This is a genomic window from Thalassococcus arenae, from assembly GCF_019104745.1.
Lineage (GTDB): Bacteria > Pseudomonadota > Alphaproteobacteria > Rhodobacterales > Rhodobacteraceae > Thalassococcus_B > Thalassococcus_B arenae.
This window is the reverse complement of sequence record NZ_JAHRWL010000001.1, coordinates 371,230-394,958: the sequence shown is the minus strand read 5'-3', so window position 1 is coordinate 394,958 and position 23,729 is coordinate 371,230. Positions and strand designations below refer to the sequence as shown.

General features: G+C 67.3%; 22 protein-coding genes. 4 read left to right on the top strand and 18 right to left on the bottom strand.

Annotation, left to right across the window (positions count from 1 at the left end):
• Positions 1-19 precede the first annotated feature (19 nt).
• From KUH32_RS01960 to KUH32_RS01890, 15 genes are all read right to left on the bottom strand, one after another.
• Entirely contained in the window at positions 20-1,084 is a 1,065-nt protein-coding gene (locus tag KUH32_RS01960) for a 2Fe-2S iron-sulfur cluster-binding protein (protein ID WP_217776383.1), read from the bottom strand.
• A 10-nt stretch (positions 1,085-1,094) separates the two neighbouring features.
• Entirely contained in the window at positions 1,095-1,553 is a 459-nt protein-coding gene (gene paaD, locus KUH32_RS01955; RefSeq protein ID WP_217776382.1) for a 1,2-phenylacetyl-CoA epoxidase subunit PaaD, read from the bottom strand.
• On the bottom strand, positions 1,550-2,302 hold the full coding sequence (gene paaC, locus KUH32_RS01950) for a 1,2-phenylacetyl-CoA epoxidase subunit PaaC (RefSeq protein ID WP_217776381.1): 753 nt from the start codon (positions 2,300-2,302) through the stop codon (positions 1,550-1,552). Before paaC ends, paaD begins: the two co-directional genes overlap by 4 nt.
• Positions 2,302-2,586, bottom strand: a complete 285-nt coding sequence (gene paaB, locus KUH32_RS01945) for a 1,2-phenylacetyl-CoA epoxidase subunit PaaB (protein ID WP_217776380.1) — start codon at positions 2,584-2,586, stop codon at positions 2,302-2,304. The genes paaC and paaB overlap by 1 nt, the downstream gene beginning before the upstream one ends.
• A gap of 5 nt (positions 2,587-2,591) precedes the next feature.
• Positions 2,592-3,569: a 1,2-phenylacetyl-CoA epoxidase subunit PaaA gene (gene paaA, locus KUH32_RS01940; RefSeq protein ID WP_217776379.1), complete on the bottom strand. Its 978-nt coding sequence runs from the start codon at positions 3,567-3,569 to the stop codon at positions 2,592-2,594.
• Between the two features lie 39 nt (positions 3,570-3,608).
• Positions 3,609-4,814 carry a 3-oxoadipyl-CoA thiolase gene (gene pcaF / locus KUH32_RS01935; RefSeq protein WP_217776378.1) on the bottom strand — a complete coding sequence of 402 codons (1,206 nt, stop codon included), beginning with the start codon at positions 4,812-4,814 and terminating at the stop codon, positions 3,609-3,611.
• A gap of 85 nt (positions 4,815-4,899) precedes the next feature.
• Positions 4,900-5,148: a DUF3253 domain-containing protein gene (locus KUH32_RS01930; RefSeq protein ID WP_254898963.1), complete on the bottom strand. Its 249-nt coding sequence runs from the start codon at positions 5,146-5,148 to the stop codon at positions 4,900-4,902.
• Positions 5,135-5,617, bottom strand: a complete 483-nt coding sequence (locus tag KUH32_RS01925; protein ID WP_217776376.1) for a histidine phosphatase family protein — start codon at positions 5,615-5,617, stop codon at positions 5,135-5,137. Before KUH32_RS01925 ends, KUH32_RS01930 begins: the two co-directional genes overlap by 14 nt.
• 69 nt (positions 5,618-5,686) lie before the next feature.
• On the bottom strand, positions 5,687-8,629 hold the full coding sequence (ileS, locus tag KUH32_RS01920) for an isoleucine--tRNA ligase (protein ID WP_217776375.1): 2,943 nt from the start codon (positions 8,627-8,629) through the stop codon (positions 5,687-5,689).
• A 173-nt stretch (positions 8,630-8,802) separates the two neighbouring features.
• A complete protein-coding gene (locus tag KUH32_RS01915) occupies positions 8,803-9,189 on the bottom strand; it encodes a CBU_0592 family membrane protein (RefSeq protein WP_217776374.1) in 387 nt (128 codons plus the stop codon).
• Positions 9,190-9,329: 140 nt separating this feature from the next.
• Complete coding sequence (locus KUH32_RS01910; protein WP_217776373.1) at positions 9,330-10,052, bottom strand: VIT1/CCC1 transporter family protein; 723 nt, start codon at positions 10,050-10,052, stop codon at positions 9,330-9,332.
• 63 nt (positions 10,053-10,115) lie between these two features.
• A complete protein-coding gene (locus KUH32_RS01905; RefSeq protein WP_217776372.1) occupies positions 10,116-11,735 on the bottom strand; it encodes an FAD-dependent oxidoreductase in 1,620 nt (539 codons plus the stop codon).
• Positions 11,736-11,795: 60 nt separating this feature from the next.
• Positions 11,796-12,803, bottom strand: a complete 1,008-nt coding sequence (locus KUH32_RS01900) for a YcjF family protein (protein WP_217776371.1) — start codon at positions 12,801-12,803, stop codon at positions 11,796-11,798.
• Positions 12,800-13,243: a GNAT family N-acetyltransferase gene (locus tag KUH32_RS01895; protein ID WP_348541068.1), complete on the bottom strand. Its 444-nt coding sequence runs from the start codon at positions 13,241-13,243 to the stop codon at positions 12,800-12,802. The genes KUH32_RS01900 and KUH32_RS01895 overlap by 4 nt, the downstream gene beginning before the upstream one ends.
• Complete coding sequence (locus KUH32_RS01890) at positions 13,240-14,652, bottom strand: YcjX family GTP-binding protein (protein WP_217776370.1); 1,413 nt, start codon at positions 14,650-14,652, stop codon at positions 13,240-13,242. The genes KUH32_RS01895 and KUH32_RS01890 overlap by 4 nt, the downstream gene beginning before the upstream one ends.
• Positions 14,653-14,760: 108 nt before the next feature.
• Between KUH32_RS01890 and truA the strand changes: the two genes are divergently transcribed.
• Positions 14,761-15,534 carry a tRNA pseudouridine(38-40) synthase TruA gene (gene truA, locus KUH32_RS01885; protein ID WP_217776369.1) on the top strand — a complete coding sequence of 258 codons (774 nt, stop codon included), beginning with the start codon at positions 14,761-14,763 and terminating at the stop codon, positions 15,532-15,534.
• Here truA and KUH32_RS01880 read toward each other — a convergent pair.
• Entirely contained in the window at positions 15,529-15,894 is a 366-nt protein-coding gene (locus KUH32_RS01880; protein ID WP_217776368.1) for a hypothetical protein, read from the bottom strand. The two genes, truA and KUH32_RS01880, sit on opposite strands and share 6 nt — an antisense overlap.
• Before the next feature lie 269 nt (positions 15,895-16,163).
• Between KUH32_RS01880 and KUH32_RS01875 the strand changes: the two genes are divergently transcribed.
• The 3 genes from KUH32_RS01875 (at position 16,164) to KUH32_RS01865 (ending at position 19,384) form a co-directional block, all read left to right on the top strand.
• Positions 16,164-17,345, top strand: a complete 1,182-nt coding sequence (locus KUH32_RS01875) for an aspartate aminotransferase family protein (protein ID WP_217776367.1) — start codon at positions 16,164-16,166, stop codon at positions 17,343-17,345.
• A gap of 76 nt (positions 17,346-17,421) precedes the next feature.
• On the top strand, positions 17,422-18,348 hold the full coding sequence (gene argF, locus KUH32_RS01870) for an ornithine carbamoyltransferase (RefSeq protein ID WP_217776366.1): 927 nt from the start codon (positions 17,422-17,424) through the stop codon (positions 18,346-18,348).
• Positions 18,349-18,397: 49 nt separating this feature from the next.
• The gene (locus KUH32_RS01865; RefSeq protein ID WP_217776365.1) at positions 18,398-19,384 is read left to right on the top strand and encodes a sterol desaturase family protein; all 987 of its coding nucleotides are present in this window, start codon (positions 18,398-18,400) and stop codon (positions 19,382-19,384) included.
• Positions 19,385-19,444: 60 nt separating this feature from the next.
• On the opposite strand, the gene hrpB is transcribed toward KUH32_RS01865, so the two are convergent.
• Positions 19,445-21,886 carry an ATP-dependent helicase HrpB gene (gene hrpB / locus KUH32_RS01860; protein WP_431358172.1) on the bottom strand — a complete coding sequence of 814 codons (2,442 nt, stop codon included), beginning with the start codon at positions 21,884-21,886 and terminating at the stop codon, positions 19,445-19,447.
• 46 nt (positions 21,887-21,932) lie between these two features.
• Positions 21,933-23,648, bottom strand: a complete 1,716-nt coding sequence (locus KUH32_RS01855; protein WP_217776364.1) for a calcium-binding protein — start codon at positions 23,646-23,648, stop codon at positions 21,933-21,935.
• Positions 23,649-23,729: the final 81 nt, after the last annotated feature.

Sequence of the window (23,729 nt, the reverse complement as noted above, 5' to 3'; positions counted from 1 at the left end):
CAAATCCGTGCCGGTCCGCTCAGCGGTCGTAGTCGATCACCACCCGCGCCGAGACCGGGTAGGATTGGCAGGACAGCACCAGCCCGTCGGCGACCTCGTGATCCTCGAGCGCGTGGTTGGTCTGCATCTCGACCTCGCCTTCGATCACCTTGCAGACGCAGGTCGAACAGACCCCGGCGCGGCAGGCATGCGGTGCCTCGAGGTCGTTTTCCAGCGCGGCGTCCAGCAGCGTCACATCGCGCGCCATGCTGACCGTGCGCGTCGTGCCTTCGAGCGTGACACGCAGTTCGGTCCGGTCCGAGGCATCCACGCGCCTGCTTGCCGCGCGCTTTTTCGCCCGTCCGGTCTGGGCCGAGGCGAACAGTTCGAACTTGATCCGGTCGTCGGGAATGCCGGCCGCGCGCAGGGCCGCCTGGATGCCCTTCATCATCGGTTCGGGCCCGCAGATGAAGGCGGTGTCGATGCTGTCCGGCGCGATCCAGTGCTCGAATAGCTGCGCCACCTTGTCCTGCGTGACCAGCCCGGTGAACAGGTCGATTTCCTGCGCGTCGGTTTCCAGCACATGGATCACGTTCAGCCGGCCCATATGCAGGTTCTTGAGGTCGTCCAGTTCGTCGCGGAACATGATCGAATGCACGCCGCGATTGGCGTAAACGAGTGTGAAGCGGCTTTTGGGTTCGCGCGCCAGCACGGTCTTGAGGATCGACAGGATCGGCGTGACCCCCGATCCACCGGCGAAACCCAGATAATGCCGGGTCGCATCGGGGTCGATCGGGGTGTGGAACCGGCCCATGGGCGGCATCGCTTCCAGCACGTCGCCCGGTTGCATCTCTTCGTTGACCCAGGTCGAAAAGGCGCCGCCATCGACGCGCTTGATCCCGACTTGCAGAACCCCGTCATCCAGCCCCGCGCAGATCGAATAGGAGCGGCGCAGCTCGACCCCGTCGAACGACTTGCGGAAGGTCAGATACTGGCCGGGGACAAAGGTGAAGTCGGCGCCGTCGGCGGGTTGCAGTGTCACGATCACCGCGTCGCGGATCGTCTTGCGCACATCGGTGACGGTCAGCGGGTGGAACTGGGCCATGGGCGGTCTTTCAGAGGCATTTGAAGTAGTCGAAGGGTTCCAGGCAGTCGCGGCAGCGCCATTGCGCCTTGCAGGGGGTCGAGCCGAACTGGCTGATGCGTTCGACCGTGCGACTGTGACAATGCGGGCAGCGCTCCGGCCCGCCTGCGGCCTGCGGCGGGGCGATGCCGTAGGCTTCCAGCTTGGCGCGGCCCTTGTCGGACAACCAGTCGGTGGTCCAGGGCGGCGCGATGCGCGTGGTCAGGCGCAGATCGGCGATGCCGCGGTCGCGCAGCGCGGTCTCGATCTCCATCGCGATCACCGAGGTCGCCGGACAGCCGGAATAGGTGGGCGTGATCGCCACCTCGAGCGTGTCGCCATCCCAGGCCACGTCGCGCACGATGCCCAGGTCGACGACCGAGATCACCGGGATTTCCGGATCGGGCACCGCATCCAGCCAGTCCCAGACCTGCGCGGTTTCGGGTTTCACCAGGTGGCCCCCGGATAGGCGCGTTGCAGCCACTGCATCTGGGTCAGCAGGTGGCCCAGATGTTCGGAATGGCGAAACCCGGTGCGCCCGCCGGAATGGGCAAAGCGGCTGTCGGGCAGGGTCAAAGTGGCCTCGGCCATCAGCGCGGCAAGCCGGCTGTCGTAGGCGGGGCGCAGGCTGGCCGGGTCGGGGGCGATGCCGGCCTCGGCCATCGCGGCATCCACTGCGTCGCTTTCGAACATCTCGCCCACATAGGGGTATAGCAGGTCCAGCGCCGCCTGCATCCGGCCGTGGCTTTCCTCGGTGCCGTCGCCCAGGCGGATCACCAGGTCGGCCGAGCGTTCCGCGTGATAGGCGACCTCCTTGGCGGCCTTCTGCGCGATGGCGGCGATCCGTGGGTCGGTGCTGGTGCTCAGCGCGGCCAGCTGCGCCTCGTGCCAAAGGTCGAACAGGCATTGCCGCATCATCGTCTGGCCGAAATCGCCGTTGGGCTGTTCGACCAGCAGGACATTGCGGAAATCCCAGGCGTCGCGCAGCATCGCCAGGTCGTCGGCGCTGCGGCCCTTGCCTTCGACGTCGCCTGCCAGGCCCAGCCACATCTGCGTCTGGCCGATCAGGTCGAGCGCGGTGTTGGCCAGCGCGATATCCTCTTCCAGAACCGGCCCGGTGCCGCACCATTCGCTGACCCGGTGGCCCAGCACCAGCGTGTTGTCGCCCATCCGGCAAAGGAACTCGAACAGTGCATCCATCACATCGGCCCCACGTCGTCGGGGATGTCGTAGAAGGTCGGGTGGCGATAGACCTTGTCCTCGGAAGGCTCGTAGAGCGGGCCTTTCTTGGACGGCGACGAGGCCGCGATGGCATCGGCCGGCACCGCCCAGATGCTGACGCCCTCGTTGCGGCGGGTATAGACGTCGCGGGCATGCTTGATCGCCATCTCGGCATCGGGCGCGTGCAGCGATCCCACATGGCGGTGGCTGAGGCCGTGCTGGCCGCGGATGAAGATTTCCCACAGGGGCCATTCGTTGGACATGTCGCTCACTCCGCCGCCGTCCTGGCCGCACGTTTCTTCGCGGCATGGGCCATCAGCCCGTCGCGCACCCAGGCGCCGTCATCCCAGGCCTTGCGGCGGGTGGCGATGCGGTCGACCGAGCAGGGGCCGTTGCCCTTGAGCACGGCAAAGAATTCGTCCCAGTCGGGCGGGGTGAAATCGTAATGCCCCGTTTCCTCGTTCCAGCGCAGGTCCGGGTCGGGGATGCTGAGCCCCAGGAATTCCGCCTGCGGCACGGTCTGGTCGACGAATTTCTGGCGCAACTCGTCATTGGTGTTCATCTTGATCTTCCACGCCATCGACTGGCTGGAATGGACGCTGTCGGCATCGGGCGGGCCGAACATCATCAGCGACGGATACCAGAACCGGTTCAGCGCATCCTGCGCCATGCGCTTTTGCGCCTCGGTCCCGCCCGCCATCTTGCGCATGATGTCGAAGCCCTGGCGCTGGTGAAAGGATTCCTCTTTGCAGATGCGGACCATCGCGCGCGCATAGGGGCCGAAGGAGGTCCGTTGCAGCGGCACCTGGTTCATGATCGCGGCGCCATCGACCAGCCATCCGACCGCACCCATATCCGCCCAGGTCAGGGTCGGGTAGGCGAAGATCGAGGAATACTTCATCCGACCGTCCAGCAGCATCTCGGTCAGCTCGTCGCGGCTGACGCCCAGCGTCTCGGCGGCGCAATAGAGGTAGAGGCCATGACCGGCCTCGTCCTGGACCTTGGCCAGCAGGATCGCCTTGCGTTCCAGCGTTGGCGCGCGGGTGATCCAGTTGCCCTCGGGCAATTGGCCGACGATCTCGGAATGGGCGTGCTGGCCGATCTGACGGATCAGCGTCTTGCGGTAGCCGACCGGCATCCAGTCCTTGGGTTCGATCTTTTCTCCGGCGTCGATCCGCGCCTGGAACTCCGCCAGCTTTTCGGGATCGTCGTTGCTGGCCTCGGATTTGATCATCTGTGCATACATCTTGCTTGTCCTATCGCTTCGCTACTTGAGGACCGGGCCTCAGACCCTTTCCAAGATCAGCGCGACGCCCTGGCCGACGCCGACGCACATGGTGCAGAGCGCATAGCGCCCGCCCGTTCGTTTCAGATGCCACGCCGCGGTCAGCGCCAGCCGCGCCCCCGACATGCCCAGCGGATGACCCAACGCGATGGCACCGCCATGCGGGTTCACATGGGGCGCGTCGTCGGGCAGCCCCAGTTCGCGCAGCACCGCCAGCGCTTGGGCGGCAAAGGCTTCGTTCAATTCTACCACATCCATCTGGTCGATGCTCAGCCCGGTGCGGTGCAAGAGCTTGCGCACCGCCGGCACCGGCCCGATGCCCATGACCCGTGGCGCCACCCCAGCGGCGGCCATGCCGACGACCCGCGCCATCGGCGTCAGGCCCTGGGCCTGCGCGGCGGCTTCGCTGGCGATCAGCAGCGCTGCCGCGCCGTCGTTCACGCCCGATGCATTGCCCGCCGTCACCGTCATGTCACGCCCGTTGATGCCATGCAGGCTGGCCAGCTTTTCGGGCGTGGTGCCGGGGCGCGGATGTTCGTCGGTGTCCACGATCAACGGCGCGCCGCGCCGCTGCGGGACCGAGACGGGCACGATTTCATCGGCAAAGACGCCGGCCGCCTGCGCGGCGTCCCAGCGGGATTGCGACCGCGCGGCAAAGGCATCCTGGTCGGCGCGGGCGATACCGTATTCAGAGGCCACGTTGTCGGCGGTCTGCGGCATGGAATGGGTGCCGTGCGCGGCCTCGATCCGGGGATTGACGAAGCGCCAGCCGATGGTGGTGTCGTAGACGGCGCTGGACCGGTCAAAGGCGGTTTCGGCCTTGGGCATGACAAATGGCGCGCGGCTCATGCTTTCGACGCCGCCCGCGATGACCAGGTCCAGATCGCCCGCGCGGATCGCCCGCGCCGCAAGACCCACCGCGTCAAGCCCGCTGGCGCAGAGCCGGTTGACCGTGGTGCCGGGCACGCTGTCCGGCAGGCCCGCCAGCAACGCGGCCATGCGCGCGACGTTGCGGTTGTCTTCGCCCGCCTGGTTGGCACAGCCCAGAATGACCTCGTCGATGGCCGCCGCATCCAACGCCGCATTGCGATCCCGCAGGGCGGCGATGGGCAGGGCGGCCAGATCGTCGGCGCGCACGGACGACAGGGCGCCGCCATAGCGGCCGATGGGTGTGCGCACCCCGTCACAGACAAAGGCCTCTGCCATGCCGAAGCTCCTCTCCTCCGACCCGATGTTTACCGGGAGGGGCGAGTCGCGGCAACAAAAACGTTACAGGCAGAGGTATGTTTTGCTATTCGGTAACGTTTTCGACAAGCCGCAGGCGGATCGGGCCGCGCGCCTTTACAGGATCGACCGGTTTTCCCCGTTGCGTGGCCTGCAGCGGCACTTGTGCGGCGATCTCGCGGATGCGCGGCATGAGCGGTCGCCAGTCATTGGCCAGCGCGCGGGCCACCTCGGAGGGGCAGAACGACTTGCCCGTCCCGCGCGCCTGAGCCAGCCGCATCAGTTCGGCGGCGATTGCGTCGTCACTGGGGTCCAAAGAACCGCCGCTCGACAGTGACCGCGCCATCCGACCCCGACCGCACGACGAACAACTGGCCGTAATCCAGCGGCGGATCGCCGGGCAGCGACAGCGTGTCCCAGATCGCTTGCAGGTTGCCCTTGTTGCCGACCCAGACAACGGACCGGCCCGCCGCCTCGGCTGCGAGCCGCGTGCCGGGGTTTTCCTGCGGGCGCCGCTGAACGGTCAGTCCGCGCGCGGCGGCCAGTGGTGCAGCGGTGTCGAGATTGCGCTGGATACCCGGCGAATGGATCGCATCGACGGGATCATCCGCAAGCGCGCCGACGAGCGCCCGCGCCCGTGCGCGGCCCCGGTCGGACAGGTTCTCGCCGTCACGGTCACCGTGGCGCAGAATGTAAAGCGTGGTGTTCGGGCGCAGCGTGGCGGGGCCGCTGCTGGCGCATCCCGCCAAGGCCAAGGCACCCAGAAGAAACAACCGTCGGTCCATCAATGCCTCCGTCGTCAATGCCGAAGGCAGGGTAACGGGGCCGGACATCATGTCCAGCCCCGGTTGCTGTCAGCCAAGCGCGCTGTTGCAGCGCCCGCAGGTGACGGGGTGGGCGTGCTGGCCGACATCGGGCAGGATCTTCCAGCAGCGCTGGCACTTTTCGCCCTCGGCCATCTCGAACACCACGCCGACGCCGTCCACTTCCGGCAGACGGAAGGCTTCGGCGGGCATCGGATCACCGGTCAGACCGATGGCCGAGGTGATGCAGATATCCTCGAAAGCCACCGATTTCAGCGCCTTGAGCATCTCGGGGTCGCGCACATGCACGATCGGCGCGGCCTCGAGCGAGGCGCCGATCACCTTGTCGGTGCGCTGCACCTCCAGGGCCGCCGTCACCACACGGCGGGCGCGGCGCACCTTCGCCCATTTCGCCGCCAGCGGTTCGTCCAGCCAGTCGGCGGGGGTGTCGGGGATGTCCTGCAAGTGGACCGAGCTGTCATCGCCGGGGAAGCGTTCCAGCCAGACCTCTTCCATCGTGAAGACCAGCACCGGCGCAAGCCAGGTGGTCAGGCGGTGGAACAGGATGTCCATCACGGTGCGCGCCGCCCGTCGCCGGGCCGTGTCGCCGTCGCAATAAAGCGCGTCCTTGCGGATGTCGAAATAGAAGGCCGACAATTCCACGGTGCAGAAGTTGAACAGCTGCTGGAACACGCCCTGAAAGTTGTAGGCCTTGTAGCCGCTGCGAACGACGTGATCCAGTTCGGCCAGCCGGTGCAGGATGTAGCGTTCCAGTTCCGGCATGTCGGCGGGATCGACGCGGTCTGCTTCGGTGAAATGGCTGACAGCACCCAGCAGATAGCGCATGGTGTTGCGCAACCGCCGGTAGCTGTCGGCGGTGTTCTTGAGGATTTCCGGCCCGATGCGCAGGTCGGCGGTGTAATCCGACTGCGCCACCCACAGCCGCAGGATATCGGCCCCGTATTGCTTGACCACCTCTTCCGGCGCCACGGTATTGCCGAGCGATTTGGACATCTTGTTGCCCTTCTCGTCCAGCGTGAAACCGTGGGTCAGCACGCCGCGATAGGGTGCGCGGCCGATGGTGCCGCAGGCCTGCAGCATCGAGGAATGGAACCAGCCGCGATGCTGGTCGGTACCTTCCAGGTAGAGATCGGCGATGCCGTCCTTTGATCCGTCTTCGCGGTCGCGCAGGACGAAGGCATGGGTCGAGCCGCTGTCGAACCACACGTCGAGGATGTCAAAGACCTGTTCCCATTCCTCGGGGTCGTATTCGTTGCCCAGGAACCGCGCCTTGGCGCCGGGCTTGTACCAGGCGTCGGCGCCTTCCTCCTCGAAGGCCTGCAGGATGCGGGCGTTGACGGCCTCATCGCGCAGCAGGAAATCGGGATCGGTGGGCAGCGCGCCCTTTTTCGTGAAACAGGTCAGCGGCACGCCCCAGGCGCGCTGGCGCGACAGCACCCAGTCGGGCCGCGCATCGATCATCGAATACAGCCGGTTGCGCCCGGTCTGCGGGGTCCATTTCACCAGCTTGTCGATAGAGGTCAGGGCGCGCTGGCGGATCGTCTGGCCGTGTTCGTCCTGCCCGTCGCCCACGGGCCGGTCGATGGCGGCGAACCATTGCGGGGTGTTGCGGTAGATCACCGGCGCCTTGGAACGCCAGCTATGCGGGTAGGAATGGGTCATGCGCCCGCGTGCGATCAGACCGCCGCATTCCACCAGCTTGTCGATCACCGCGGTGTTGGCCTTGCCTTCCTTGCCCTTGTGGTCGAGCACCCGCAGCCCCGCGAAGAACGGCACATGCGGCAGGAATTCGCTTTCCTCGCCCACGTTGTGGGTCATCCGGTCCATCCAGCCGCGGCGGACGAAGTTGTCGTAATCGTCGGCGCCGTGGCTGGGCGCGGTGTGCACGAAACCGGTGCCGGCATCGTCGGTGACGTAATCGCCGTCGATCATCGGCACGTCGTAATCCCAGAACCCGTCAGCGCCCTCGGCCCCGCGGAACGGGTGGGCTAGGGTCAGCGCGCCCAGTTCTTCGGCCGCGACGTCGCGCAGGCGGGTCCACATGCCCGGCTCGAGCCGCGCCTTGGTCAGCACGTCTTCGGCCAAGGCGTCAGCCAGCAAGTAGCGGTCGCCGATCTTGGCCCAGCATTCCTCGGGCGTGCCTGTAACCTCGTAGAGGCCATAGGCGAGGCTCGGGTTGTAGGCGACGGCCTTGTTGGACGGGATGGTCCAGGGCGTGGTGGTCCAGATCACGACCTTGGCGTCTTGCAGGTCGTCGTTGCCGTTCGTTGCATTGAACGGCACCCAGATCGTGTGGCTCTTGTGGTCGTGATACTCGATCTCGGCCTCGGCCAGAGCGGTCTTTTCCACCGGCGACCACATCACCGGCTTGGAACCCTGATACAGCGTCCCGGTCATCAGGAATTTCTGGAATTCCTCGGCGATGATCCGCTCAGCGCGGTAATCCATCGTCAGATAGGGCTTTTCCCATTTGCCGGTCACGCCCAGGCGCTGGAATTCGTCGCGCTGGATGTCGATCCAGCCCTCGGCAAAGCGGCGGCATTCCTGACGGAAGTCGACGACGTCGATATCGTCCTTGTTCTTGCCCTTGGCGCGGTACTGCTCTTCGATCTTCCATTCGATCGGCAGGCCATGGCAATCCCAGCCGGGGATGTAGCGCGCGTCATGGCCCATCATCTGCTGGGACCGCACCACCATGTCCTTGAGGATCTTGTTCAGCGCGTGGCCGATATGCAGGTGGCCGTTGGCGTAGGGCGGGCCGTCATGCAGGGTGAAGGGCGGGCGGGCCTGGTCGCTGCCCGCGGCCCCGGCGGCCTTGTCGCGCAGCCGGTCGTAGATTCCGATGCGCTCCCAGCGGGCCAGCCAGTCGGGTTCGCGCTTGGGCAGGCCGGCGCGCATCGGGAAATCGGTTTTCGGCAGGTTCAGCGTGTCTTTGTAATCGGGCGTGGTCTGATCGGTCGTGTCGGCGCACATCGCGTGTGTCCTCGGCAAGTCGTCGAAATGTCAGGGTGTCGCGGCGCGGGTATCCATGCGCCTTGTCCCGGCGGCTCTGCTCAGAGCGCCGGGCATGTAATTCGAATGACGATGGCGAACCGGGTCATCATGGGCCGCGGTATAGACCCGCCGCCCCGCAGCGTCCAGTGCGATCAGGCGGTGCTGTAGCAGGCGGTTTCGGCGCGCCGGTACAGCGCATGATCCGACCGTTCGCGCCGCATCTGGTGATGGTGGAACGGTGCGTCGCCGGCCAGGCGGCGGCGTTCGCGCAGGCGCAGCCGCACCCGGATCGCGATGGCGCAGATGCCGATGGTGATCCAGAACCCCTGGATCAGCGCCGAGGCCATGTTGAATTCCTGCGTCAGCGAGATCAGCACCAGCGTCGCGGCCGAGGTGTTGATGACGAAATAGAGCACGCTTTCGCTACTGAGCACCCGGAACGACAGCATCAGGTAGTTGGCGACATAGGCCATGAAGCCCAGAATGCCGAGGCTGTTGCAGAGATCGGCGAGGTCGTAGTTGTAAAGCGGAGCGGTCATGCGAAATCCTCGCCGGAAATGCGTGTGTGAGGGTAGAAGTCATTGAAATCTTGGGCAGCGGAAAGTTGCGTCCGCCATGCACCTAACGTAACGGAAGCATCCGTCGCAGGCACTGGGGGAATTCCTGACCCCCTGGACGGTCAGACCTGGAACAGCGTGCCCGCGCCATAGGCGATCAACGCCGCCGCACCGCCGATGGCCAACGTCTCGAGTCCCGAACGCCACCAGGGTTGAAGCGACCAGCGCGATTTGTAGGCACCGATGGCGAAGAACGATGCCAGGGTCAGGATGGTCGAGACGGCAAAGGCGTTTGGCACGCCCAGAAGGAATGGCAGAAGCGGGATCATCCCGGCCACCAGGAAAGCGCTGAAGGTCGCCCAGGCGGCGCGCATCGGATGCGGGGTCGACGTGGACAGGCCGTATTCGCCTTCGAGCATGGCGTCGATCCAGGCGTCGTGGTTTTCCGCGATCTGTTCGACGGCGGCATCCAGCGTGTCTCCAAACAGCCCCTTCTGCGACAGGATCTCGCGCAGTTCGCGTTTTTCGCCCTCGGGAAAGCGCGCGATGTGACGTGCCTCGACCCGTCGCAGGCGTTCGATGTCGTCGCGTTCGGCCTTGGTGCCGGAATAGTTGCCGGCGGCCATGGAAAAGCCGTCGGCCAGCACGTTGGCGATGCCAAGCGCCACGATGACAAAGGGCGACAGGCCCGCCCCGGCGACACCGGCAACGATGGCAAAGGTGGTTACGCCGCCGTCGATGGCGCCGTAGATCATGTCGCGCAGATAGCCACGGCCGGGCGGGGTGCCGATGCGGATGGCGATGGAATCGGCGTCGTGGTCGTGGTCGGTGTTCAGGATCGGCATGAGCAGGCTCCGGACTTGAGCGACCTTTGTCACCCACAGCCCGCCCGGCGTCTCTGCGTCAGATCAACTCGGCCGGTCGTGGACATGGCTCCAGACAGCCGAGATCGCCACCGAACCTTCGCCGACCGCGCTGGCCACCCGTTTCACCGATCCCGCCCGCACGTCGCCCACCGCGAAGATGCCGGGGCAGGAGGTGGCATAGGGGCTGCCGGCGCCCACTGCCGGCCCGGTCGGGACAAACCCGCCGGGGTCGAGATCGACCAGGCCCGAAAGCCAGCCGGTATTGGGCGCGGCTCCGACCATGACGAACAGCCCGCCGGTGTTCAATCGCCAGTCCTGACCCGAGGCCTTGTCGCAGATCGTGATCGCTTCGAGCGCGGTATCGCCATGCAGCGCGGTCACTTCGGTGCGGGTGTGGATGGTGATGCAGGGATGCGCCTGCAACCGCGACAACAGGTAATCCGACATCGATGACGCCAGCCCGGCGCCGCGCACCAGGACGTGCACGTGGCGGGCGCTGCGCGCCAGGAACATCGCCGCCTGACCCGCCGAATTGCCGCCGCCGATCACCGCGACCTCGCGGTCGCGGCAGAACCGCGCTTCGAGATCGGTGGCGGCATAGTAGATGCCCGCGCCCTCGAATTCCTCCAGCCGGTCCAGCGGCATCTTTCGGTATTGCACGCCGGTGGCCACGACGACCGACCGCGCGCGCACCGTCCGGCCGTCATCCAGCGTCGCGGCGAAACCGGCGCCGTCGCGGGCCAGGGCGGTCACCCGGCGCGGCATGGCGAAGCGCGCGCCGAATTTCATCGCCTGGATTTCGCCCCGGCCCACCAGGTCGGCGCCGGTGATGCCGGTGGGAAAACCCATGTAGTTCTCGATCCGGCTGGAAGTGCCGGCCTGACCGCCGATCGCGGTATCCTCGAGCACCAGCGCCGTCAGCCCCTCGGCCCCGGCATAGACCGCTGCGGCGACGCCCGCCGGACCGGCGCCGACGATCAGCACGTCGACCGGATCGGTGGCGTCCAGCGGCAGGTCGAGGCCCAGGACGCGGGCCAGGTCGGCCGGGCTCGGTTCGACCAGCGCCGTGTCGCGGCCCAGCACGACCATCGCCTGTCCGCGATCGACGCCGCAGGCATCGGCCAGCGCGTCGGCCTCGTCCCCCGGTGCGATCTCGCGCCAGGGAATGCGGTTGCGGCTGGCGAAGGCGGCGATGCGTTGCAGGGTGCGGCTGGTCTCCATGCCGATCAGCGTCAGCCCGCCCTCGCGGGTCTCGACGATGCGGCGGCGGCGCGCGGCCATGACCGTAACCAGGATATCCGACATTTCGGGCATCTCGGACATCAGGCGCAGCACGGCCTGACGAGGAACGGCCAGCACCTCGGTTCGCTGCACCGCGCGGGCGCCCAGGATGGCGTTGCCGCCGGACAGGAAGCTGAGATCGCCGAAGAATTGCGAGGGGCCGAGCGACGCGGTGCCATACCGTTCGCCGGTCAGCGGATCGATGGCCTCGACCTCGCCGGACAAGACGTAGAAGAACGTCTCGGCCGGTCGGCCGGCCGCTTGCAGCGTGGCGCCGGGTTCGTATGCCTCGCGCATGCCGACCCGTTCCAGCGCCTTGACATGGGCCGGTTGCAGCGGTGTGCGCACCAGCGTGGCCAGATCGGCAGCGAAACTTTCCATCAACAGACCTCCGGTCACGAACTCAGCACGATAGCGCGGACGCGTGGGCGGGCGAGGGGGTCACCCCTTCTGACCGCTCACCAGCCCGCTCAGGGCCTGGCGGATGATGCCGCGCACCGAAGGCCGCTTGGCGCGGGTGAACGGGATCGGCCGACAGACCTCGATGGCCGCCACGCCGACCCGTGCCGTGAGCGCGCCGTTGACCAGCCCTTCGCCGAACCGCCGCGACAGCTTGCCCAGCAACCCGCCGCCCAGGATCGGCTCGAGCATGTCGTCGCCGACCGCGATGGCGCCTGTGGCCACCAGATGCGCCATCACCGCGCGCGCCAGCCGCCAGCCGCCGACCAGCCCCGACCGCCCGCCATAGATTTCGCCGATGCGCCGGATCATCCGCAGGTTCGCGGTCAGCGCCGCGGCGACGTCGGCCAGAGCCAGCGGAACCAGCGCGGTAACCGTCGCGACCTGCCGCGCGGCGGCCTCGACTTCGGCCTGGGCGGCCTTGTCGAGCGGTCCCAGCAGGTCGGTTTCCGCCAGCCCCAGCAGGCCGGCCGCATCGAACACCTCGTCGCGGCGCTCGGCCAGCGCCTGCCGGCCCCAGCGTGTATCGTCGCGCCCGCGGTAGAGCGCCACCAGCTTGTCCGCAACACCGCGGGCGGCGGCCAGATCGTCCTCGGCCAGCGCGGTTTCGGCGGCGTGGTGCAGCGCGTCCAGCCTTGCCAGCCGCGAGATCGCCGCCAGTTCGCGGGTCGCGATCATCAGGCAGACCAGCACGAACAGCGTGAACAACCCGGTCACCGCCCATCCCAGCAGCGGGTATTGCGCCACCAGCCCGGCGGCAAAGTTCCACGCCGCCACCGACAGGACGGTGGTCAGCACCAGCCCCAGCAACGCCCAGAACCAGCGCGCCAGACGCGAAGGTGGCCGTGCCGCCAAGCTGGCGATCGTCGCCATCGCCTGACCACGCGGCGCGGGCCGGTCGGGTTCCGGGACCGGCGGCGCGTTCGATGGGCTGGACGCCTCTGCGCTGTCGTCCAATTCGATCAGGACCGGGCCTTTGGCGTCGCTCATGCCGCGATCTCCTTTCGCCAGTGAAAGCGGATATCCGGCAGCCCTTCGTCGTTGCCGCGCCCATCGGTGCGTTCGACTTCTGCAAAGCCCTCGCGCCGATAGAAACGGATGGCGCCGTTGTTCGACTGAAAGGTCCAAAGCTGCAAGGCCGGCGCTTCGGACTTGGCGGCATCCAGCAGCGCCTTGCCCAGGCCGCGGTTCTGCCGGACGGCGGTCACGTAAAGCGCATGGATCGTCGCGCGGTCGCGGGCGAGAAAGGCGGCGACGGCACCATCCACTTCGGCCACCGTGACCCAGCCGCGATCGATCAGCGTTCCGGCATGGGCGAGATCCTCGGCCCGGGTGTGGATGCGCGGCATCCAGTCGGTGTCGTCAATGAATTCCGACAGGATCGCGCCAACGGCGCCGGCATCGGTGGGGTGAGCGGCACGCAGGATCACAGCCGGTCCCCGATCAGGAACTGTGCCGCGCGATCCAGGCGGATATGCGGCGGCCCTTCGCCCGGTTTCAGGTCGAGCGGGGCGGGCGCAAAGCGCATCACCTGGTAGTCCTGGTCCAGCCAGCGTGTCGCGCCGTCGCGTGCCGGACCCAGCAGATGCGCGGGATCGGACGGCAAGTCGCCCGGATAGAAGGCCGCGCGCTTGCCGCTGTCCAGCAGCGTGCCGCGCACGCAATCGAGGCTTCGGCCCTCGTGGGTCAGCGTGTCTTCGGTGGTGGCGCGCAACGCGGCGATGGCCATGGCCTGCGTTTCGGCGCCGGCGAATTGCGCCCGGTCGCGGGCTTCGCGCACCAGCGCCTGCATGATCGCGGTCAGGCGCGGGTGTTGTGTGTGGTGCAGGTGGTCGGCCTTGGTCGCGGCGAACAGGATCTTTTCCACCCGCTTGCCGCGCAGCAGTTGGCTGAGAAAGGCGTTGGTGCCGGGGCGGAAGGCCGACAGGGTGTCGGCCATCGCGCGGCGCAGATCCTCGACCGCCGCCGGGCCGGAATGGATCGCGCCCAACGCATCCACCAGCACGACCTGCCGGTCGATCCGGGCAAAGTGATCGCGAAAGAACGGTTTGGCCACGCGGGCCTTGTAGGCCTCGAACCGGCGCTCCATCTCGCGGATCAGCGACCGGCGCGGCCCGTCCCGCGGTGGCAGGGGGGCAAAGGTCAGCGCCGGGCTGCCCGCCAACTCGCCGGGCAACAGGAACCGGCCCGGCGTGCAGTCGGAATAGCCCGCGGCGCGAGCGGCCTGAAGATAGCCGGTATAGCTGTTTGCCAGCGCCTTGGCCTGCACCTCGTCGAAACTGGCGGCGGCGTCGGTGTCGCGCACCAACGCGGCGAAATCCGCGCCCTGCGGCCGTGCGTCCAGCCGTTCCAGCGTCTCGCGCGACCAATCGGCATAGGATTTCTCCATCAGGCCGAGATCCAGCAGCCATTCCCCGGGATAGTCGACGATATCCAGGTGGATCACCCGCGGCCCCTGCAGACCCGCCAGCAGGCCCGAGGGGCGCACCTTGAGCGACAGGCGCAATTCGCTGACCGCGCGGGTGCTGTCGGGCCAGCGCGGGCTGCGCGCGGTCAGATCGCCCAGATGCGATTCGTAGTCAAAACGCGGCACCGTGTCGTCGGGCTGGGGTTGCAGGAAGGCCGACAGGATGCGGCCCTCGGATTGCGCCACCAACTGCGGCATCCGGCCCCGGTCCATCAGGTTGGCCACCAGCGCGGTGATGAACACCGTCTTGCCCGAGCGCGCCAACCCGGTGACGCCCAGTCGTATCACCGGTTCGAACAGCGCCTCGTTTATGGTGTCGGTGACGGTCTCCACCCCGCGGGTGAGCGTGTCGGCGATGGTAGAGATGACCAAGGGGCGGCTCCGTCTGACTTGGATGCAAGATAGGCAGCGCGGGTCCGAAGGGCCAGAGGCGCGGCAGGGGGATTGTTTGGCGCGTCGCGTCACGCTAAGCCGCGCGCCATGCCCAGATACGCGCTCATGGTGGAATATGATGGCCGGCCTTTCGCGGGCTGGCAGCGGCAGGCCGATCAGCCATCCGTGCAGGGCGTGATCGAGGATGCGCTGGCCCGGCTCGAGCCGCGCGGACACACGATCGCCGCCGCCGGGCGCACCGATTCCGGCGTGCACGCGCGCGGGCAGGTCGCGCATTGCGACTTGGACAAGGCATGGGAGCCGTTCCGCCTTTCCGAAGCGCTGAACCACCATCTCAAACCGAACCCGGTTGCGATCCGCGCCTGCGCCCGTGTTGCCGATGATTGGCACGCGCGCTTTTCGGCCATCGAACGGCGCTACCTGTTCCGGCTGCTGATCCGCCGCGCGCCGCTGACGCTGGAGGTCGGGCAGGTCTGGCGGGTCGGGCATGATCTGGACGTCTCGGCCATGCAGGAAGGCGCCAACCACCTGATCGGCAAGCACGACTTCACCACCTTCCGGTCGGTGCAATGCCAGGCGCAATCGCCGGTCAAGACGCTGGACGAAGTCCGCATCGAGGCGCTGGACAACCAAGCCGGGCGCGAGATCCGGTTCCAACTGCGCGCGCGGTCCTTCCTGCACAACCAGGTGCGCAGCATCGTCGGCACGCTGGAACGGGTCGGGGCAGGGGCCTGGTCGCCAATGGATGTGCGCACCGCCCTGCAGGCCCGCGACCGCGCCGCCTGCGGCCCGGTCTGCCCGCCGGACGGGCTGTACCTGGTGGGTGTGGGCTACCCATCGGACCCGTTCGGCGGTCTATGATAACAGCCCGAGCACTCCGAGCGCGACCACCGGCACGAACAGCCAGCCTTGAGGTACGCGCCTGTACGGCGCCCCGACAAGCGGCGCGAGCACGATGCCGAAGACCGCGAACCCGACCGCCAGCATCAGGCCTGACAGCGCATAGGCGGTCTCTCCGGACCAGGCCGCTAGCCCAAAGATCGCGGCCATGACCCCGATCGCCATCGTCGTGTAGTGCCAGCACAGCCATTGCGTGTCGCGCACCAAGGGCGGCAGGTCGCTGTTGCGCAACGGGGCCGCAACCTCGCGTCCGCCGATGAACAGGTGAACCCCCAGCCAAAGGACCGACAGCGCCGAGGCGGCTGCAAACCAGATATTCATGGTGTCAGGCTCCTATCGCGCACAGCTTGCCACGGCTGGTGATCGCGCGCCTGGGGTGCGACGCCGCAGCACGGTGTCTTGCGCCGGGCCGGGTTTGGTGGCATCACACCGCCATGAGCATCGCCGCCGCATATCGACCCGCATTTCGACGAGACCGCCGGGTCCTTTGATCCGCGTCACGCGCGCCGCTGCCGTCATTTCCATCTGACAACTTGACTAGCCCCCGTGCCCTTGGCACCAATCGGGCTTCCTTCATCCAGGAGATCGCCATGATCCCGTCCATCCTGCCGACCTACAACCGCGCGTCCCTGAACTTCGTCAAAGGCGAAGGCAGTTGGCTGGTAGAGGCGGACGGGCGACGGTTTCTCGATCTCGGTTCGGGCATCGCGGTGAACGCGTTGGGCCATGCCCATCCGGCGCTGGTCAAGGCGCTGACCGACCAGGCGAACGCGCTGTGGCACGTCTCGAACCTCTACCAGATCCCGCAACAGCAGGCGCTGGCGGACAAGCTGGTCGAGCACAGCTTTGCCGACACCGTCTTTTTCACCAATTCCGGCACCGAGGCCTGCGAACTGGCCGTCAAGATGGCGCGCAAGTACTGGTACGAAAAGGGCCGGCCGGACCGGACCGAGATCGTCGCATTCGAAGGCAGTTTCCACGGCCGGTCCTCGGCCGGGATCGCGGCGGCCGGCTCCGAGAAGATGACCAAGGGGTTCGGCCCGTTGCTGCCCGGTTTCACGCATCTGCAATGGGGCGATCACGACGCGTTGCGTGCCGCCGTGACAGACAAGACCGCCGCGGTGCTGATCGAACCCGTTCAGGGCGAAGGCGGCATTCGGCCCTTGCCCGACCAATGCCTCAAGGGGTTGCGCGACCTGTGCGACCAGACCGGCGCATTGCTGATCCTCGACGAGGTGCAGTGCGGCATGGGCCGCACCGGGCGGCTTTTCGCGCATGAATGGGCAGGCATCACTCCGGACATCGTCATGGTCGCCAAGGGCATCGGCGGCGGCTTCCCGCTGGGTGCGGTGCTGGCCACCGAAGACGCGGCATCGGGCATGACCGCCGGCACCCACGGTTCGACCTATGGCGGCAACCCGCTGGCCTGCGCGGTGGGCTGCGCCGTGATGGACCATGTGGCCGACAAGGATTTCCTGGCCGAGGTCAATCGCAAGGCCGGCGTTTTGCGGCAAAAGCTGGAAGGGCTGGTGGCAAGCCACCCGGACGTGTTTGAAGCGGTGCGTGGCTCGGGTCTGATGCTGGGCCTGAAATGCCGGGCGGCCAACACGGACGTGGTCAAGGCGGGCTACGACGCGCAACTGATCGTGGTCCCCGCCGCCGACAACGTCGTGCGCCTGCTACCGCCGCTGACCCTGAGCGACGACGAGATCGCCGAGGCGCTGACCCGACTGGAACAGGCCGCCGCCGCCCTCGAAAAACAACCGGCCTGATCTTCATCTTGCCAGTCAAACTCCGGGGGTGTGGGGGCTGGCCCCCACTCCGCCGCCCGATACAAAGCACGATCCGATGAACCATTTCCTCGACATCCACAAGACCGACAAGACCGCGCTGCGGTCGATCATCGACAGCGCCATCGCCATGAAGGGCAGGCGCGACGGCCGGCCGCGTGCGGCGCTGGACGACGAACTACCGCTCAAGGACCGCATGGTCGCGCTGATCTTCGAGAAACCCTCGACCCGGACCCGCGTCAGCTTCGACGTGGGCGTGCGCCAGATGGGCGGGCAGACGATGGTGCTGTCGGGGTCCGACATGCAACTGGGCCACGGCGAGACCATCGCCGACACCGCCCGGGTGCTGTCGCGCTATGTCGACATGATCATGATCCGCACCTTCGATGAATCGGTGCTCGAGGAAATGGCCGAATTCGCAACGGTCCCGGTCATCAACGGCCTGACCGACCGCAGCCATCCCTGCCAGATCATGGCCGACGTGATGACCTTCGAGGAACATCGCGGGCCGATCGCGGGAAAAAAGGTGGTCTGGTCCGGCGACGGCAACAATGTCTGCGCCTCCTGGCTGCACGCGGCCGGGCGGTTCGGCTTCGACTTCACCTTCACCGGCCCGGTGCAACTGGATCCCGAGATGGAGTTCGTCGGCCTGGCCCGGAACGAGGGCGCCCGGATCACCATCGAACGCGACCCGGTCAAAGCGGTGGCCGGCGCGGACCTGATCATCGCCGACACCTGGGTTAGCATGCATGATGCGCAATCGGCCCGCGAACGGCGCCACAACATGCTGCGTCCCTACCAGGTCAACCAGGCGCTGATGGATGCGGCCAAGCCGGACACGCTGTTCATGCATTGCCTGCCGGCGCACCGCGAGGAGGAAGTCACTTCCGAGGTCATGGATGGCCCGAATTCCGTGATCTGGGACGAGGCCGAGAACCGCCTGCACGCGCAAAAGGCGATCATGCGCTGGTGTCTGGGCACCTGAGCCGCCGACGGTCTTGCATCCTGTCCGTGCGGAGCGGACACTTGCGGTCATGAGCGGCGAACCCGAAAGACCCGGCCTGCCCGGATGGCATCATGTGCCCGACGTGCCCATCGCCGTGTCGCCGTTTTTCTCGTGGCCGCCCGATCCGCGCCGGATGATCCGCTGGATCGCCGACCGCTGGTTCCGCCTGGCCGAGAACGCGGTTCTGACGGCCGTGGCGCTGATCTGCGTGGCGTGGTTCCAGCCCTCGCTGGAAACAACCCGCACCCTTGGGGCGGACTGGATCGCGGCGATCTGGTTGCGCAACCTCGTGCTGATGATCGCCGTCGCGGGCGGGTTGCACTGGTTCTTCTACATGCGGCGCGGCCAGGGTGACCGGTTGAAATACGATGGCCGCGACCTGGTCGCCAAAGGCCGTCAATTCAGTTTCGGCGGCCAGGTGCGCGACAATGTCTTCTGGACGCTGGCCAGCGGGGTGACCGTCTGGACCGGGTTCGAGGCCGGCTTGTTCTGGGCCATGGCCAACGGATACGCCCCGGTCCTGACCTTCCGCGACAATCCGGTCCGGTTCGTGGCGCTGTTCCTGCTGACGCCTGTCTGGATTTCGTTCCACTTTTACTGGATCCATCGGGCGTTGCATTGGGGGCCGCTGTACCGGTCGGCGCATGCGCTGCACCACCGCAATGTCAATGTCGGCCCTTGGTCGGGGTTATCCATGCATCCGATCGAACATCTGCTGTTTTTCAGCTCGGTGCTGGTGCATCTGGTTGTGGCCGCACATCCCGTGCACATCCTGTTCCACATGCAGCACCAGGCCCTGACCGCGGCGACCTCGCATACGGGGTTCGAGGCGCTCTTGTCGCGTGACCGCAAGGCGCTGGCGCTCGGCACGTTTCACCATCAGATGCATCACCGCTATTTCGAAGTGAATTACGGCAACCTGGAAATGCCCTGGGACAAGTGGTTCGGATCGTTCCATGACGGCACGGCAGAAGCCCATGCGCAGCTGAAATCGCGCCGCCAGCGCCGCAGCTGAGCCAGCCGCAAATTCCTTTCAAGGAATTTGCAAAAGTCTTCGAAAGACTTTTGCGCGCGCCTAGCCGCGTGGCTTGGCACGCAAGGTCGGGTCGGCCTGGGTCGGGTCCTCGGGCCAGGGATGTTTCGGGTACCGCGCCTTCATGTCCTTGCGCACATCGGCGTATGACCCCGCCCAGAAACCCGGCAGGTCCATCGTGGTCTGCACCGGGCGATGCGCCGGCGACAGCAGCGTGACCTTCAGCGGCTGGCCTGCGACCGTGGGGTGAGAGGTCTGGCCGAACATCTCCTGCAGACGCAGCGAAATCTCGGGAGCGTCGCCGGAATAGTCGATCGGCACCTCGCGGCCCAGCGGCGTGGTGAAGCGCGCGGGCACCGCCTGGTCCAACGCCTGCATCTGCGCCCAATCCAGCCGGGCCCGAAGCGCGGGCAGCGGATCGAAGCGCTTCCAGTCCTCCGCCGACCGCACGCCCGCCAGATAGGGCAACAGCCAGTCCTCGAGGGCGTCCATCAGCGCGGTTTCTGTCATCTCGGGCAGATCGAGACCGCCCTTGCGTCCGATCTCGACCCGGGCGCAAAAGCGCTGTTCCGCGTCGCCCAGCCGCAGACCCAGATCGCGCACGCCGTCCAGCATAGCCCGCGCCACCGCGTCGTCGGGTGCATCCTTCCAGACCCGGTCATCCAGCACGATGGCGCCGAATTGTTCCTGCTGGCGCGCCGCCACGCGTCGGTCGCGCCGGGACCATTCGCAGACCTCCCGCCAGCCGATCTGGTCCGCGAACAGACCGCGCAGTTCGGCCTCGGAAATGGCGATGGCCTGCCGGATGCGTGCCTCGCGCGGATGGCCGTCGGTGTCGGTGACCACCACCAGCCGGGTTGGCGCCAGCGGGTCGGCATCGGCCATCACCGCCCCCTTGCCCCCCGACAACTGGAAGCGTGGCGCATCGCCCTTGCGGCGCAGGCCGACGCGGTCGGGATAGGCCAGCGCGGCGGCTTCGGCAGGGCTGCGGCCCTTGTCCGGCCCGGCGGACCTGGCCAGCCGCCGCGCTTCGGTGCGGATGCGCTCGAGGGTGCCGCGATTGACCGGGTAGGGGCGTCTCTGGGCAAAGCCGCGCGGATCTGCCAACGCCTCGAGCCGAAAAGACAGGTCGCAGGGCGCGCCTTGCAGCGGGTCGCGATCGGCCAGCAACGCGGCCAGCGGCGCAGCACCGGACCCGGACAAGGCCAGCATATGCGCCAGGCGCGGATGCAGTGGCAACGCCGCCAGGGCGCGGCCGTGTTCGGTGATGCGGGCATCGCGATCCAGCGCGCCGAGCATCCGCAACAGCGCCTGAGCTTCGGCGAAAGCGCCGGCATTGGGCGGGGTCAGCAGCGGCAGGTCCCCGGGGCCTGCACCCCAAAGCGCCAGTTCCAGCGCCAGCCCCGCCAGATCGGCGGTTTCGATTTCGGGCGGCGGAAAGCCCGCCAGCGCGCCTTCTTCTCCCCGCGTCCAGAGGCGGTAGGCCAGGCCCGGCGCCACACGGCCCGCGCGGCCGGCGCGTTGCGTCGCCTCGGCGCGCGTGACCCGCTCGGTGACCAGCCGCGTCATGCCGGAACCGGGGTCGAACCGTGCCCGTCGAGCCAGCCCGCCATCCACCACCACGCGGATATCCTCGATCGTCAGCGAGGTTTCGGCGATGGCCGTGGCCAGGACGATCTTGCGGCCCTGCATCTCGGGCCGGATCGCGGCGCGCTGCGCGGCGAAGTCCATCGCGCCGAACAATGGGCGAATGTGGTGATCGGCGGGCAAGCGACCGGTCAGCAGCGCTTGGGTCCGGCGGATCTCGGCCTCGCCGGGCAGGAAGGCCAGGATCCCGCCTTCGGCGTCTCGCGCAGCCTGGGCGATCAGGTCGGCCATCGCGGTTTCGAACCGGGTGGTCTTGGGCAAGGGCCGGTCCAGCCAGCGGGTTTCGACCGGAAAGGCGCGACCTTCGGATGTCAGCAGCGGCGCCCGCATCAGGGCGGCCACCGGTTCGGCATCCAGGGTGGCCGACATCGCCAGCAGGATCAGGTCATCGCGCAGCGCGCCGGCGATTTCGAGGCAAAGCGCAAGCCCCAGGTCGGCATTGAGCGAGCGTTCGTGGAATTCGTCGAAGATCACCGCGCCGATGCCCCGCAGTTCGGGGTCGGACTGGATCATCCGCGTCAGGATGCCTTCGGTCACCACCTCGATCCGGGTGGCTCGGGACACCCTGCTTTCGCCGCGGATGCGGTAGCCGACCGTCTGGCCCGGGTCTTCGTCCAGCGTTTCGGCCATGCGCGCGGCCGCGGCCCGCGCGGCCAGCCGCCGCGGTTCCAGCATCACGATCCGGCCGGGGGTCAGCCCCGCCTGCAGCAGTGCCAGCGGCACCCGCGTCGTCTTGCCCGCGCCGGGCGGAGCCTGCAACACGGCACGGCCCTGGTCGTGGAGGTTCTCGACCAGGGCCGGCAAGATGGCGTCAATGGGCAGCGTCAGGTGGGGCACGCGCCCCTTATCGCCAAGCTTTCAATGCACGTCCATGCCCGCCGCGTCACACAAGCAGCAAATCCGTCTCGGCGATCTCGGCCACCCAGCGGAACTGGACCGAGAAATCCGCAACACCGTTCGCGTCGCTGTCGATCTCGAGGAATTCCGACGCGAACCGCACTGCGGGTCCCGAGCCATCGAACGCGTCGCCGCCGATGAAATCCAGCGGACCGAAGGCGGTGAGGTCGATCAGGTCCTCTGCCGTGTCGAAGCCTTCCACGACGTCGCGGGTGGTTTGCGTGATCCCGCTGTCGCCCGGTGCGAAAACGAAGGTGTCGACATCCGTCGCGTCGCCGTCCCAGCCAAAGATCAGGTCGGCGCCGGCGCCGCCTTCGACGGTGTCGGCGCCCTTGCCGCCCCACAGTTCGTCGTCATCCGCCCCGCCCCTGAGCCAGTCGTCGCCGTCATGGCCGCCAAGCGAATCCGCGCCCGTGCCGCCGCTGAGCCGGTCATTGCCGTCACCGCCCCCGATGGAATCGTCGCCCGCGCCACCGAACACGGAATCATCGCCATGCCCGCCCCAGACCGAATCCGCGCCGTCGCCGGCGTCGATCTTGTCGTTGTCATTGCCGCCGTCGATATCGTCGTTGCCGGCCTGGCCGCGGATGGTGTCGTCGCCGTTGCCGCCGCTCATGCCGTCATTGCCGGCATGGCCGGCCATGTCGTCGTTGCCGTCGCCGCCGCCGACCTCGTCGTTGCCGCCGCCCGCTTGCAGCGTGTCGTCGCCCTCGGCGCCCCACAGCGTGTCGTCGCCCGCGCCGCCGCCAAGCCGGTCGTCGCCTGCGCCGCCGCCGACGGTGTCGCGGCCGGCACCACCAAGGACGGTGTCGTTGCCGTCCGCCCCCCAGAGATCGTCGTCGCCCGCGCCGCCGCGCAGCAGGTCGTCGCCGTCCCCGCCGTTGAGCGTGTCCGAACCCTGGCCGCCCTGGACGTTGTCGTTGCCGTCACTGCCGCCGATCACGTCGTTGCCGGTGCCGCCACCGATCGTGTCGTCGCCACCATCGCCCCAGACCGAGTCGTTACCGGCCTGTCCGTACAGTCGGTCGTCGCCGTCGCCACCGCCGATCTTGTCCTTGCCGTCGCCGCCATTGACCGTGTCGTTCCCATCTCCGGCCCAGACCTGGTCGTCACCGCCGGCGGCAAGGAACAGTTCGTTCGCGGCATCGTCCAGCGCAAAGCTGTAATGCCCGCTGTGAAGCGTCTCGGCGCCGTCATGGCCGAAGACGACGTTCACCCCGTTGACGAAATAGTTCAGCCAGCCGGCGATATCGGCGACGGTTTCGTTCTGGTTGCCGTCTTCGTTCACGAACCGCCCCTCGGGTCCGGGCGAATAGGTGAAGCCGATGTGATAGATCGCGTCTGCCACGGTATCGATGAACTGGCGCCCCTGGAACCGGAACGCCCCGCCATCGCCCTGAACAAGGTGAAAACCGGTTTCCTCGTTGCCCTCGTCATCGCCGTGGCCTTCGACGAAATCGGCATAGAGGCCCGGATTGCCGCGGATATGGTCGCTGATCGCGCGGGCGTCGTCGGGCGTGATGATGCCGTCCGCGTTCGCCCCTGTCGCGACGATGGCCTGGGCGATCACGCCGTTCATGAGTTCGGCGGCCGCTGCACCACCGTCGATATCGGCTTGCACGATATTGGCCGGAAGCCCCGGGTCGCTGCGCACGAAGTCGGCGATGTCCTTTAGATTTGCGAGGATCGTTGAAACGGGCATGGCGATCGTCCTGAATTGATTGCGGAAACTGAAGATGTCCTTGCCCGCACGCTAGCAAACGAAGCTCACCCGCGGCAGACG

Coding starts and splice junctions, on each gene's coding strand:
- KUH32_RS01960 (WP_217776383.1), bottom strand. CDS start 1,084: ATGGCCCAGTTCCACCCGCTGACCGTCACCGATGTGCGCAAGACGATC.
- paaC (WP_217776381.1), bottom strand. CDS start 2,302: ATGGATGCACTGTTCGAGTTCCTTTGCCGGATGGGCGACAACACGCTG.
- paaB (WP_217776380.1), bottom strand. CDS start 2,586: ATGTCCAACGAATGGCCCCTGTGGGAAATCTTCATCCGCGGCCAGCAC.
- paaA (WP_217776379.1), bottom strand. CDS start 3,569: ATGTATGCACAGATGATCAAATCCGAGGCCAGCAACGACGATCCCGAA.
- pcaF (WP_217776378.1), bottom strand. CDS start 4,814: ATGGCAGAGGCCTTTGTCTGTGACGGGGTGCGCACACCCATCGGCCGC.
- KUH32_RS01925 (WP_217776376.1), bottom strand. CDS start 5,617: ATGGACCGACGGTTGTTTCTTCTGGGTGCCTTGGCCTTGGCGGGATGC.
- ileS (WP_217776375.1), bottom strand. CDS start 8,629: ATGTGCGCCGACACGACCGATCAGACCACGCCCGATTACAAAGACACG.
- KUH32_RS01915 (WP_217776374.1), bottom strand. CDS start 9,189: ATGACCGCTCCGCTTTACAACTACGACCTCGCCGATCTCTGCAACAGC.
- KUH32_RS01910 (WP_217776373.1), bottom strand. CDS start 10,052: ATGCCGATCCTGAACACCGACCACGACCACGACGCCGATTCCATCGCC.
- KUH32_RS01905 (WP_217776372.1), bottom strand. CDS start 11,735: ATGGAAAGTTTCGCTGCCGATCTGGCCACGCTGGTGCGCACACCGCTG.
- KUH32_RS01900 (WP_217776371.1), bottom strand. CDS start 12,803: ATGAGCGACGCCAAAGGCCCGGTCCTGATCGAATTGGACGACAGCGCA.
- truA (WP_217776369.1), top strand. CDS start 14,761: ATGCCCAGATACGCGCTCATGGTGGAATATGATGGCCGGCCTTTCGCG.
- KUH32_RS01880 (WP_217776368.1), bottom strand. CDS start 15,894: ATGAATATCTGGTTTGCAGCCGCCTCGGCGCTGTCGGTCCTTTGGCTG.
- KUH32_RS01875 (WP_217776367.1), top strand. CDS start 16,164: ATGATCCCGTCCATCCTGCCGACCTACAACCGCGCGTCCCTGAACTTC.
- argF (WP_217776366.1), top strand. CDS start 17,422: ATGAACCATTTCCTCGACATCCACAAGACCGACAAGACCGCGCTGCGG.
- KUH32_RS01865 (WP_217776365.1), top strand. CDS start 18,398: ATGAGCGGCGAACCCGAAAGACCCGGCCTGCCCGGATGGCATCATGTG.
- KUH32_RS01855 (WP_217776364.1), bottom strand. CDS start 23,648: ATGCCCGTTTCAACGATCCTCGCAAATCTAAAGGACATCGCCGACTTC.